Raw genomic sequence first — 12,643 nt, forward strand, 5'->3', positions numbered from 1 at the left:
CGTTTGCCTTCACAACGACATCCGGAGACTTTGAGCATGCGCTTCTCCCCACGCGGCCGCGTCATGGCCCTCGCACTCGCCACCACTTCCCTCATCGCCGCAACCGCGCACGCCGCGGATGCCTGGCCGAATCACGTCATCAAGTTCGTCGTGCCGTTCACGGCAGGCGGTGCCAACGACCTCGTGGCACGTGCCGGCGCCGAAGCCGTCAGCAAGCGCATCGGACAGCCGGTCGTCATCGAGAATCGCCCGGGTGCGGGCGGCATCGTTGGCGCCGACTACGTGGCAAAGAGCAAGCCCGATGGCTACACGTTCCTGGTCGGCGCGGTAGGCACCGTGACCAACGGCCTGATCCGCTCGAAGATGCCGTACGCACCGGACGATCTCGTTCCCGTCGGCCTGATCGCGGTGAGCCCGTCGGTGATCGTCGCTTCGCCGTCGGTGCCGGTGAACAACGTCAAGGAACTGATCGAGTATTCGAAGAAGCAGGGTGGCGTGCCGTTCGCTACCGCCGGCAGCGGCAGCACGCCGCACTTCGTCGAGGAAATGCTCAAGGAAAAAGGCGCGGTGCTGACCGTGGTGCCGTACAAGAGCGGTTCGGAGAGCATCACGGCTGTGATCGGCAATCAGGTCGTGGCAACGTCCGAAGCGTCGATCGTGGTGCTGCCGCAGATCAAGGCGGGCAAGCTGAAGGCGCTGGGCGCGACGTGGGACAAGCGTATGCCCGCTGCACCGAACATCGCGACCACTGCGGAACAGGGTCTGCCCGAAGTTCGCATCGGGCATTGGGCCGGCATCTTCGCACCGAAGGGCACAGACCCGGCCATCATCAAGAAGCTCAACGCGGAACTGAGCGCGGGCATGCAGAGCCCCGATATTCGCGAGCGCCTGATCCAGAACGGTATCGAGCCCGCAGGCGGCTCGGTGGAGAGCTTCGTCGCGTTTATCAAATCCGAGCGCGAACGCCTGGGTCGGATCGCGAAAAACGCGAATATGAGCGCCGATTAAAAAATCCGGACGCGGTCACCTGCCAGGGTGACCAAATGTATGCATACGGCCCGCCTTGAGCGGGCCGTTTGTTTTGCATCACCGCCGTTACAAAAGCGCATTAATCAGCATACGTAACGCCCAAAACGCCATCCACACGGCCCCTTTCGTAGTTGTTTGTATTTTTATTAAGTCATTCGAGAGCACATAACATTGTCTGTGAACAGGTAACAACGCAAATTGCAACGCGAATCGTTCGCATTTATATTGCGCCACGCCCGCACACATGGACTGGACAATGACTCGCCGCACGCCCCTGGCCACCGCCCTCGTAGCCCTTTTTGCCGTTCCTGCCGCCCCTGCCGCCCTGGCCCAGCAAGCGCCCGCCACGCCCGCTCCTGCGCCGGCCAGCGCGTCGGAAACCGCGCCTGCAACGCTGCGCGAGATCACGGTCCAGGGCTCGGCCATTCGCGACGATTTCAGCCCGGCAGGCAGCCAGCTCTCGAAGCTGCCTGCTGAATTGCGTGACGTCCCCCAGTCCGTGACGATCGTGAATCGCGCGGTAATGGATTCGCAAGGTGCCACCTCGCTGGCCGATGCACTGCGCAACGTGCCCGGCATCACGATCGGCGGCGCCGAGGGCGGCCAGATCGGTACCAACATCAACCTGAACGGGTTCTCGGCGCGTACCGACATGTACCTCGACGGCTTCCGCGACCGTGGCCAGTACTACCGCGACACATTCGCGCTGGATCAGGTCGAAGTCATCATGGGCCCGTCGTCGATGCTGTTCGGCCGTGGCTCCACCGGCGGCGTGGTGAACCAGGTCACCAAGAAGCCGCAGATGAAAGCCGCCACGGAGGTAACCGGCTCCGTCACCACGAACGGCCTGGTGCGCGCCACCGCCGACGTGAACACGCCAACCGGCGATACCTCCGCCTTCCGCATCTCCGCGATGGCGCAGGACGGCAAGCCGAGCACGCGCGACGAAATGACGGTGCAGGACTTCGGCATCGCGCCGTCCTGGCGCTTTGGCATCGGCACGTCCACCGAGATCACGCTGTCCGCCCTGCTCCAGCACAACGAGGACATGCCCGACTATGGTTTCCCGGCCATCAACGGTCACCCGGTCAACGTCAATCGCAACACGTACTACGGCTTCAACAACGACCGCACGCGCCAGGACATCGCCTCACTTTCGGCCGGCGTCACGCACAAGTTCTCGCCGAACCTGCGCTTGCGCAACCAGACCTCATTCAACTACGTATCCACCGATGCGCGAGAGACGGCGCCCAATGCCGTGGGCTCGATCGATGCCTCCGGCAAGTTCACGGCGCTGACCACGACCAATCTGCCACTGTCGCAGCTCTATGTGCGCCAACAGAGCCATGACCGCAACATCCGCGATTACTCGATCTTCAACCAGACCGAACTGACCGCTGACTTCAACACCGGTCCGGTCAAGCACACGCTGCTGACGGGCCTGGAGCTTGGTCATGATGGTTACAACAACCAGAACTACTACCGGAACGGCAGCTGCGGCAGCACGCCGCTAAATGCGAACGGGGCCACCACGGGCTACGTCGCCTGCACGCCAGTGGTCGATCCGGTCTACCAGGACTCACCGTCGAACGTCGCCTCGAGCGTCGGCAACCTGCAAGGCGGGTCAGCCAACACGGTCGCCGTCTACGCCAACGATTCGATCGAGTTCAGCAAGCAGTGGAAGGCTGTTGCCGGCCTGCGCTACGACCGATATATCGCCAGCATCAGCAACTCGATCAACTCCTCCAACACCAGCGGCAGCACCGTGCTGCCGTATGCCAACCAGACCGTCAACTTCACGAGCGTGCGTCTGGGCGGCATCTGGCAGCCGACGGAGCAGCAGTCGTACTACGTGTCGTATGGCACGTCGTTCAACCCGTCGCTCGAGCAACTGGTCGGCACGGTGGGCCAGCAATCGCTGGACCCGGAGAAGAACAAATCGTACGAACTGGGTGGCAAGTGGGATCTGCGCAATGGCGACCTTCAAGTCAACTCGGCGATTTTCCGCATCACCAAGGACAACGCGCGTAGCCAGATCGACGCCACCACTTACGCGCTGACGGGCAAGATCCAGGTAGACGGCTTCCGCCTGGGCATGACCGGCCGCATTACCCAGAAGTGGCAGGTGTTCGCCGGCTACACATACCTCGATGGCGTGATCGAGAACGGCGTCGCCGCCGGCACGCAAGGCAAGGTGCCGCTCAATACGCCCAAGCACACGGCCACAGCCTGGACCAGCTACGCGATCCTGCCGAACTGGGAAATCGGCGGCGGGGCGTTTTATATGTCGCAGCGCTATGCCAACAACACCAACACCGTACAGGTGGGCGGCTACGTGCGCTGGGACGGCATGATCGCCTACCATCAGCCGAAGTACGATGTGCGCCTGAATCTGTTCAACATCTTCGACAAGAAGTATTACGATGCACTGATTCAGTCCGACGGCGGGCGTTCGGTGCCGGGTACGGGCCGCACCGCGATGCTGTCGTTCACATACCGCATGTAAGTGCCGCCGGGGCCGCAGCGCCGGGCGGCTCCGATTTTCGCTCACTATCTATATAGATACGATGCTCGTCCGCATTCCGCAGGTTCTCAACGCCGAGCAACTGGCCATGCTGCGGGAGCAGCTCGATCACGCGGGCGACGCCTGGGTGGACGGCCGAGTCACCGCCGGATACTCGGGCGCGCCGGTGAAGTTCAACCAGCAGATCGACGAACGCTCCGAGGCGGCGGCGCAGTGCCAGCATCTTGTACTGAGCGCGCTCGAGCGCAATCCGCTGTTCATCAGCGCGGTGCTGCCGAATATCGTCTATCCGCCGATGTTCAATCGCTACAGTGAGGGCATGACGTTCGGCCTGCATGTCGATGGTGGCGTTCGCCTGCACCCGCACAACGGTCGCAAGCTGCGTACCGATGTTTCCGCCACGCTGTTCCTGTCCGACCCGGCCAGCTACGACGGCGGCGAACTGCAGATCGAAGACACCTACGGCGTGCACTCGGTCAAGCTCGCGGCCGGCGACATGGTGGTCTACCCGTCCACAAGCCTGCACCAGGTCAAGCCGATCACGCGCGGTGTGCGGGTTGGCTGCTTCTTCTGGATTCAGAGCCTGATTCGCGACGATGGCCAACGCGCGCTGTTGTTCGACATGGACAACGCCATCCAGACGCTGAATCAGACCAACGCTGACGAACGCGCGCGCCGCACGCTAGTGGGCTGCTATCACAACCTCCTGCGCCAGTGGAGCGATACCTGATCCCGGCCTGGTCTTCCTCGCCTAGCCGAACTGCTCGGCCAGCGCCTGACGCGCCTGGCCAATGAACTCGCTCTCCCCGCGCCGGGCCCCCAGCAGATAGAACTCGGCCGAAGGCAGCGGTGGCAATTTCCAGCCCGCCGTGGCGGCGGCATCCAGCGGCGCGACACCCGGCCCGATGGCCGAGGCGTTCAGACATGACACGCCAAGGCCCGCCGCCAGAGCCAGATGCAGCCCGGCCACCCCGGATGCCGAATGGCCAATATCGAACGCGCGCCGCCGCCGTTTGAGCAACTGCACCACGAACTGGTGCATCGAACAGGTATCCGGTAACAGCACGAGCGGCAGCGTGGCCTGCGGCGACTCGGCGATCTCCGGTGCCGCGACCCACGCCAGCGCCTCCCGCCGCAGTACGACACCGGACTTGCGCCTCTCGTGCGGTGCAGCATCGCCCCCCGAACGTATCAACCGCATACTCAAGCCGATATCGAACTCGTCCATCTCGGCGGCAGCCTCGATGGCCGCGCTCTTCATGACCGTCACGTGCAGCTTCAGGTACGGATAGCGGTCACGCAGCCGGCGCAACATGCCGGCAATCTCGCCGGGGCGAAAGTAGTCCGTCACCGCCAGACGTAGCTCGCCATCGAGCGACTGTCCGCGCAATTCCTGCATCGCCAGTTCGTTCAGCGACAGGATGCGCCGCGCGTACTCGAGCAGCCGCGCGCCGGCCGGCGTCACTGCGGCCCCCTTCTTCCCTCGAGTCAGGAGGGGGACGCCGGCACGCTCCTCAAGCTTGCGCAATTGCTCGCTGACGGACGACTGCGACAGGAACAGCCGGGGTGCCGCGGCGGACAAGCTACCGCTGTCCGCCACGGCCACGAAGGTTCTCAGTTGATCGGTCTCGAATCCACGCATGGCAGGCCCCAATGATTCGGTATATCCGATGGATACTATCGCATATTCCCGCTTTCCCGATATTACAGAAGCGCCTACGATGGCATCACCGCAGCGGATAAACATCCACCGCACCGTGAAAACCAACGCAATCAAGGAGCCTGTCATGCCCCACATCGCCCTGCAGATTTCCGGCCATCCCGATACGGAACTCACCCGCCGCGCGGTCGCCGCGGTCGGCGAACTGACCCAGCGGGTCCTGCGAAAGGAAGCCAGCGTGATCGCCACCACGGTTACGTACATTCCGCGCGAACAGTGGTTCATTGCTGGCAAACCGCTGTCGGAGTATGCCGAGGGCCGCAACGCGTTCCAGCTCGACATCAGCGTGACCGACGAGACGAACACCAAGGCCGAAAAGGCGCAGTATCTCGCAGCGATATTCGGGGCCTTGTCCGAGGTGATCGGCGACGTCAATCCCCTGTCCTACATCCATGTGATCGACGCGCGGGCGGCCGCCTACGGATACGGCGGCAAGTCGCAGGAGTTCCGCCACCAACACGGTTGATTCGCGCATTTCAGTCAGCAGTGTCGTGCGGGCCGCTGGCTTGTACTCCGTGCCAATGTTCACTAGTGTGAAGGGCTGCAAGCCGTCATCGGCCCCTCACACCGGAGTCATTGCATGAAACAAGTCACACTGCCCGGCGGCGAACGCGTGCCCGCGCTGGGCATGGGTACCTGGAACATTGGCGATCATCGCCAGACACGTGCCGACGAAATCGCCACGTTGCAGCTGGGTCTGGATCTTGGACTGCGGCTGATCGACACCGCCGAGATGTATGGCGAAGGCTTGTCGGAGTCACTGGTCGGCGAGGCGATCCGGGGGCGTCGCGACCAGACGTTCCTGGTCAGCAAGGTGTATCCGCACAATGCCAGTCGCAAGGGCGCGGCGGCCGCGTGCGAGCGCAGCCTGAAACGCCTGGGTACCGACCATATTGATCTCTACCTGCTCCACTGGCGCGGCGACGTGCCGTTCGAGGAAACGATCGAGGCGTTTCTGGCGTTGCGGCAAGCCGGCAAGGTCCGCCATTTCGGCGTCAGCAATCTCGACCTCTCCGACATGGAAGAACTATGGGATGTGCCGGGTGGCGATGAAGTGGCCGTGAATCAGTTGCTCTATAACCTGAGCCGCCGTGGCATCGAATTCGACCTGCTGCCCTGGCTGCGCGAGCGGGAGGTTCCCGTCATGGCCTATTCCCCGATCGAGCAGGCGCGATTGCTGCGCAGCCCGGGCCTGAAGCGTTTTGCGCAATCGATTGGAAAGTCTCCGGCGCAGGTTGCGCTGGCGTGGCTGCTCAGCCGCGACGACATTATCGCCATCCCAAAGACTGGCAACCGCGAGCGTCTGCGCGAGAACGTCGGCGCGCTGGACCTGACGCTGAGCGCGGAACAGCTTGCCGCGCTGGACGAACTGTTTCCGCCCCCGCGCCACGTGCAGCCGCTGGCGATGCTCTGAACGCGGGCCCAGGACGAGACGGAACTGGCGCCGGCTATTCACCGGCGCCCCGATTTAGCGCTGCCCTGCCTTGTAGCGCTCTACCTCGACGTAGCGCGTGAGATAGACACGTGCCTTCTCACGCGTATCCGTGGTCACCCGATCGGCAGCCTGTTTGGCGCTGCTACGGCCGTGGGCCGAACTCATGCCAGCCATCAGATATGACTGGAACGCGTCGTGCATGACCTTCAGTTGGTCCTGACAGGCACTAAGCGCACCGCCAGCCACGTCAGCCGGCACGGCCTTGCTCGAAACACCGTCGTCGACCTTGACCTGTACGCATTCCATATATTTCACGCGTTCGGCCTGCCATGCCGGCGCGACCTGTACAGACTCCTGCGCGGCGGCCTGGGTTGCCGACTCGGCCGGCGGCTGCGAGGACGAGCAGGCGGCCAGCAAAGCGACCATCGGCAGCGTCGTCACGGCGAGCCTCCGCAATGGCGTCCATTCGGAATATTGAGAGGCGGCAATGCCGGCGTCTGAAGAAAAGGGGGCGATTGTCTGGTGCATGCTCCAAAGACCAGGGCGGATGATTTGAGTTTCAGAAGCCATTCCACAGATTTGCAAGAAATTGCAATAAAACGGGACGGTCTTGCCTCATGTCAGATAGCAAGTCACGTATTGTCAGACAAAATCGCATTTGCGGAAGTGCATCGCACGCCTATGCTTTAGAGGCGGTTAAAACACTTCAACCCTTGGAGGAAAGCATGAAACGTCGAACCTTCCTGTCCGCCGGCAGTGCGGGGCTTGTCGGTCTTACCGGTCTGGGTGCGCTGGCAGGCTGCAGCGTCACTGGTCCCACCGACTCCGGTGACAGTGCATCCAAGCGTCGTGAAATCAACGTTGGCGCAACGGATACGCTCAATCGCCTCTACGCGACAACCAAGTCCGCACAGGAACTGGGTGCCAAGGCCAAGGGCATCCTGATCTTCCCCAAGCTACTGTCAGCTGGTTTCATCGTTGGGGGTGAATACGGCGACGGCGTCCTGCGGGCGGGCGGTGCCGACCGAGGATACTATCGGGCGATCTCTGGTTCGTTCGGCTTTCAGGCCGGCGCGCAATCGAAAGCGTTCGTCCTGATGTTCATGACCCAGGAGGCGTACGACAAGTTCGTGCATAGCAGTGGCTGGCAAGTGGGCGCGGATGCCACGGTGGCCCTGGCGACGATTGGCGCCAACGGTCAGATCGATACCAATACGGCACAGCAGCCGATCATCGGTTTCGCGATGACCAATGCGGGCCTGATGGCTGGCCTGAGCCTGGAAGGCACCAAGATCTCGAAGCTCTCGATCTGACGCAATTTGACACATTGCGAAGTATTGATTTGAAGTCTTGACCGGGGGGGCCCGTCCTTGCGGCCCCCCCCGGTCACATCGCGGCAGGCTCGTGTGGCTGCCCTCGGCGAGGGCTGCGGGTGTTGACTGCCCGCGTCGCTCTCGCTCCTCCCCCCGCGTTCCATTTCTCTTCGCCGAACCTGCATCGGTATGCGCATCCGACCCCGATTGACCCGTTAGAATGCGTCCCTCCCCTTTTTCGTACGCGAGGCCGAATTCTCATGTGGTTCAAGAATCTCCAGGTTCATCGTTTCTCCGCCCCGTGGACACTCACCGCTGACGACGTTGAAGCTTGCCTGGCCAAGCACGCGTTCTACCCCGGCACCAGCCTGGAGATGCAGACGCAAGGCTGGGCATCGCCCCGCGACAACGGTCAGCTCGTTCATTGCGTCAATCGCCAGATGCTGCTGGTGCTGCGCACCGAAAAGAAGCTGCTGCCGGCAACCGTGGTCAACCAGGTCACCAAGGCCCGCGCCGCCGAACTCGAGGAGCAACAGGGCTTCAAGCCGGGCCGCAAGCAACTCAAGGAACTGAAGGAGCAGATCACGGAAGAACTGCTCCCGCGCGCCTTCAGCATTCGCCGCGACACGCGCGTCTGGATCGACCCGGCCAATGGCTGGCTGGCGATCGACGCGGCCGGAACGGCCAAGGCCGACGAAGTGCGTGGGATGCTGTTCAAGGCAATTGATCCGCTGCCCGTGGCCAACCTGCACGTGAACCAGTCGCCCGTGACCGCCATGACCGAATGGCTGGCCACCGAAACCGCCCCGGCCGGCTTCACAGTCGACCAGGAAATCGAGCTCCAGTCGAGCGGCGAAAGCAAGGCCACGGTCCGCTACGTCCGCCACCCGCTGGACCCCGAGGACCTGCGCCGCCATATCGCCGCCGGCAAGCGTTGCACGCGCCTGGCCATGACGTGGAACGACCGCGTGTCATTCGTGCTGACCGAAGCGCTGGTCATCAAACGCGTGAATCCGCTCGATGTCATCAAGGAACAGGCCGACGGCACGCTGCATGACGAGGACGAGCGCTTCGATGCCGACTTCGCGCTGATGGCGGGCGAACTGGCGAGCCTGCTTACCGACCTGACCGACGCCCTGGGCGGCGAGCGCAAGGCCGAAGGCACCGAAGCCCCCATCGACGTCCGCAAGGCGGCCTGATCCCACGTTCGCCATCGCGCCGGCGAGTTCAATCGAGTGTCAGCACGACGCGCGTAGCCTGCTCGCCAGCGCGCCGCCAAACGTCCGCGACCGCGGACATCTGCGCCAGTTCGAATTCCGTGCCGAGGTCGCTATCACTGGCGCAGGCAAGGATGTCGTCGACCAGCGTCTTCATGTAGCCGAGCGGCGGATGGTTGGCCGGGCCGCAGCCCATGAGCTGCACGCGCGAGTCGCGCAGCGCCGCAGGCGGCAGCATCATGCTGCCGGCCCCTCGGTTCGCCGTCGTGACGATGCGCACGCCACGGTCGAACATCGACATCGGCATCCCGTCGCACTGCACCAACGCGGCCAGCAGCAGTTCTAGCGCCTCGCCCCAGACGAAATCGATCACCACGTCGATCCCCTGCTCCGCAAACGAGGCGAACGTGTACTGCAGGATGCTCGGCGGCAGTGCGAGGTCGATCAGCGCATCGGCACCGAGTGTGGACAACTGCTCGGGCAGATGACCGGCGGCGATGACGCGCCCCGCCCCTTGCAGACGCGCCGCCTGCACCGCCAGGCGGCCCGCGATGCCCGACGCGCCAAGCACCAGCACGGTTTCGCCAGGCTCGACATCGGCCCGCGTCGCCAGCGGCAACCATGCGGCCAGCGCAGGCCCGACCAGCGCCGCAGCCGCCGCCCAACCAACATCGTCCGGCAGCGGCGCCACCCACTCGGCCGGCGCGTATTCGGCCATCGCGCCATACGGCGCCCGACTGGCCCGGAAGTAGACACGCTGCCCGTCGGCGAGCCGCCCGACGCCATCGCGCCCACAGATGAACGGCAACTGCGTCGGCAAGCGGGGATGCAGCCCCTTGGCGATAGCGAGATCGGCCGGGCAGATCACTGCGGCCCTGACCTGGACCAGGGTTTCCCCATCGCTCGGATAGGGGTCGTCAAAGGTGGTGAAACACGGCGTTTCGCCGAATTGGTGCTGGACTACGGCTTTCATCGATGGCTCTCCTTGGTGGACCCATCACGGATCCTAGGGAGCCCGAAGTCCGAAGTCTCTGAGCCGATTCTGAAAGGAGATGCGCGTAAAATCCCCCGAAAACAACGAGGAGACTCCATTGAAGCCGTCGCGCCTGTCCCTGGCCGCGCTGCTGCTCGCAGCCGCCACCACCGCCCACGCCGCCTGGCCTGACCGCCCCATCAAGCTGATCGTGCCGTTCCCGCCCGGACAGGCCACCGATATCTTCGCCCGCGCGCTTGCCGAGAAACTGGGCAAGCAACTGGGCCAGTCCGTCATTGTCGAGAACCGGGCAGGCGCCGGTGGCAACATCGGCATGGAGGTCGCCGCGAAGGCACCGGCCGATGGCTATACGCTCGTGATGGCGGGCAGCGCGATGGCGATCAATCAGACGCTCTACAAGAAGGTCAACTACGACCCGCGCCAGGATTTCGCGCCGATATCGGGCGTGTTCTCGGTGCCACTGGTGTTCCTGGCCACGCCACAGTCGGGTTTCACCTCGCTGCGCGACCTGATCACAAAGGCCAAGGCGGCGCCGGGCAAGTACAGCTACGCGAGCGCGGGCATCGGCGGCACGCAGCACCTGTCGGCCGAAATGCTCAAGGCACAGACCGGCATCTTCGTCGTGCACATTCCGTACAAGGGCAGCGGCCCGGCGCAGGCGGATTTTCTCGGCAATCAGATTCCGCTGATGGTCGATTCGGTAACGGCCGCCATGCCGCTGATCCAGAGCCACAAGGCCCTGCCGCTGGCCGTGACCACGACGCAACGCGTGCCGCAGCTCCCATCGGTGCCAACCGTACGCGAACAGGGCGTGCCGGGCTTCGAGGCGCTGGGCTGGGCCGTGATGATGGCGCCGGCTGGCACGCCCCCGGCCGTCGTCTCGCAGCTGAATGCGGAGACCGTCAAGGCGCTGCAATCGCCCGAACTGCACAAGTTCATCACCGACCGGGGCTCGGAGCCAATGCCGATGACGCCGGCGGAGACCGGCAAGTTCGTGGATAGCGAGATCCGGAAATGGGCGACGGTGGTGAAACGGTCCGGAGCGACGGCGGAATAAGCCGCCAAGAAACAAAAACGGACATCAGGCTCCGCCCGATGTCCGCACACTACCCATTCTGGCTGCCGTCTTCTCAACGCGGCAGCCGACCCCTCAATCCCACGACAGCGCGCCGCCCGTCTGGTACTCGATGACGCGCGTCTCGAAGAAGTTACGCTCTTTCTTCAGGTCGATCATTTCGCTCATCCACGGGAACGGGTTTTCCTCGTTCGGGAAGAGCTGGTCCAGGCCGATCTGCTGGCAACGGCGGTTGCAGATGAAGCGCAGGTAGCCCTTGAACATCGGTGCGTTCAGGCCCAGCACGCCGCGCGGCATGGTGTCCTCGGCGTAGCGGTATTCCAGGTCCACGGCCTTCTTGAACAGCTCGGTGATCTCGGCCTTGAACTCGGCCGTCCACAGGTGCGGGTTCTCGAGCTTGATCTGGTTGATCAGGTCGATGCCGAAATTGCAGTGCAGGGATTCGTCGCGCAGGATGTACTGGTACTGCTCGGCAGCGCCGGTCATCTTGTTCTGGCGGCCCATCGCCAGGATCTGCGTGAAGCCCACGTAGAAGAACAGGCCTTCCATAATGCAGGCGAACACGATCAGCGACTTCAGCAGCTTCTGGTCGTTCTCCGGCGTGCCGGTCTTGAACGACGGGTCGGTCAGCGTGTCGATGAACGGGATCAGGAACTCGTCCTTGTCGCGGATCGACTGCACTTCATGGTACGCGTTGAAGATCTCGGCTTCGTTCAGACCGAGCGATTCCACGATGTACTGGTACGCGTGCGTGTGGATGGCCTCTTCGAAGGCCTGGCGTAACAGGTACTGGCGGCATTCCGGCGCCGTGATCTGGCGGTACGTGCCCAGCACGATATTGTTGGCGGCCAGCGAATCGGCCGTCACGAAGAAGCCCAGGTTGCGCTTGATGATGCGGCGCTCGTCCTCGGTCAGGCCGTTCGGGTCCTTCCACAGGGCGATGTCGCGCGACATGTTGATTTCCTGCGGCATCCAGTGGTTCGCGCAACCGGCCAGATACTTTTCCCATGCCCACTTGTACTTGAACGGCACGAGCTGGTTCACGTCCGTGGCGCCGTTGATCACGCGCTTGTCGGCGGCGTTCACGCGGCGCGTGCTTTGCGCGGCGGCGGCGTTGGGGTTGTTGCCGAGGATGCCCGGCTCGGTGGCTGCCGGCGGCAGCACGCCTTGCTGGTCGACCGACGTGGCGACGGCAGCGGGTTGCAGGGCAGGCTGCGGCGCGGCCTGCGGTGTGGCTTGAACGTCGTCGTCCCAGCTCAGCATGTTGTTTCTCCGATGATTCGATCAGGGGCGGCTGTGGTCAGCTTAGGCGCATCGGCTATCGATGTGCCTGGCC

The 12,643-nt window shown here is 63.5% G+C and carries 12 protein-coding genes; 8 read left to right on the top strand and 4 right to left on the bottom strand.

The features are described from left to right. The first annotated feature begins 36 nt into the window (after positions 1–36). From WD006_RS21090 to WD006_RS21100, 3 genes are all read left to right on the top strand, one after another. Complete coding sequence (locus WD006_RS21090) at positions 37–1,008, top strand: Bug family tripartite tricarboxylate transporter substrate binding protein (protein ID WP_011517577.1); 972 nt, start codon at positions 37–39, stop codon at positions 1,006–1,008. A 277-nt stretch (positions 1,009–1,285) separates the two neighbouring features. Beyond that, positions 1,286–3,535 (top strand): TonB-dependent receptor, encoded by a 2,250-nt coding sequence (locus WD006_RS21095; protein WP_029307160.1) that lies wholly within the window; start codon positions 1,286–1,288, stop codon positions 3,533–3,535. 61 nt (positions 3,536–3,596) lie between these two features. Next, entirely contained in the window at positions 3,597–4,283 is a 687-nt protein-coding gene (locus WD006_RS21100; protein WP_011517579.1) for a Fe2+-dependent dioxygenase, read from the top strand. Positions 4,284–4,304: 21 nt separating this feature from the next. Here the strand turns inward: WD006_RS21100 and WD006_RS21105 are convergent, their stop codons facing one another. Further along, positions 4,305–5,195 (bottom strand): LysR family transcriptional regulator, encoded by an 891-nt coding sequence (locus WD006_RS21105; RefSeq protein WP_029307159.1) that lies wholly within the window; start codon positions 5,193–5,195, stop codon positions 4,305–4,307. A 145-nt stretch (positions 5,196–5,340) separates the two neighbouring features. Here WD006_RS21105 and WD006_RS21110 point away from each other — a divergent pair, with 145 nt between their 5' ends. After that, complete coding sequence (locus WD006_RS21110; protein WP_008645891.1) at positions 5,341–5,739, top strand: tautomerase family protein; 399 nt, start codon at positions 5,341–5,343, stop codon at positions 5,737–5,739. A 114-nt stretch (positions 5,740–5,853) separates the two neighbouring features. Further along, entirely contained in the window at positions 5,854–6,687 is an 834-nt protein-coding gene (locus tag WD006_RS21115) for an aldo/keto reductase (protein ID WP_011517581.1), read from the top strand. Positions 6,688–6,741: 54 nt separating this feature from the next. Here WD006_RS21115 and WD006_RS21120 read toward each other — a convergent pair whose 3' ends face one another. After that, positions 6,742–7,149, bottom strand: coding sequence for a hypothetical protein (locus WD006_RS21120; protein ID WP_322790410.1), 408 nt, complete (start codon positions 7,147–7,149; stop codon positions 6,742–6,744). 284 nt (positions 7,150–7,433) lie between these two features. On the opposite strand from WD006_RS21120, the gene WD006_RS21125 reads away from it, so the two are divergent. Next, positions 7,434–8,021 (top strand): BPSL1445 family SYLF domain-containing lipoprotein, encoded by a 588-nt coding sequence (locus WD006_RS21125; protein ID WP_017512470.1) that lies wholly within the window; start codon positions 7,434–7,436, stop codon positions 8,019–8,021. A gap of 260 nt (positions 8,022–8,281) precedes the next feature. After that, entirely contained in the window at positions 8,282–9,220 is a 939-nt protein-coding gene (locus tag WD006_RS21130) for a recombination-associated protein RdgC (RefSeq protein ID WP_011517584.1), read from the top strand. 28 nt (positions 9,221–9,248) lie between these two features. On the opposite strand, the gene WD006_RS21135 is transcribed toward WD006_RS21130, so the two are convergent. Next, positions 9,249–10,211, bottom strand: coding sequence for a quinone oxidoreductase family protein (locus WD006_RS21135; protein ID WP_011517585.1), 963 nt, complete (start codon positions 10,209–10,211; stop codon positions 9,249–9,251). Between the two features lie 79 nt (positions 10,212–10,290). Between WD006_RS21135 and WD006_RS21140 the strand changes: the two genes are divergently transcribed. After that, positions 10,291–11,289 carry a tripartite tricarboxylate transporter substrate binding protein gene (locus WD006_RS21140; protein WP_011517586.1) on the top strand — a complete coding sequence of 333 codons (999 nt, stop codon included), beginning with the start codon at positions 10,291–10,293 and terminating at the stop codon, positions 11,287–11,289. 93 nt (positions 11,290–11,382) lie between these two features. Here the strand turns inward: WD006_RS21140 and WD006_RS21145 are convergent, their stop codons facing one another. Next, positions 11,383–12,570 (bottom strand): ribonucleotide-diphosphate reductase subunit beta, encoded by a 1,188-nt coding sequence (locus tag WD006_RS21145; protein WP_011517587.1) that lies wholly within the window; start codon positions 12,568–12,570, stop codon positions 11,383–11,385. Positions 12,571–12,643: the final 73 nt, after the last annotated feature.

Origin of the sequence: Cupriavidus sp. Met-2 (genome assembly GCF_049843575.1) — a bacterium.
GTDB lineage: Bacteria > Pseudomonadota > Gammaproteobacteria > Burkholderiales > Burkholderiaceae > Cupriavidus > Cupriavidus metallidurans.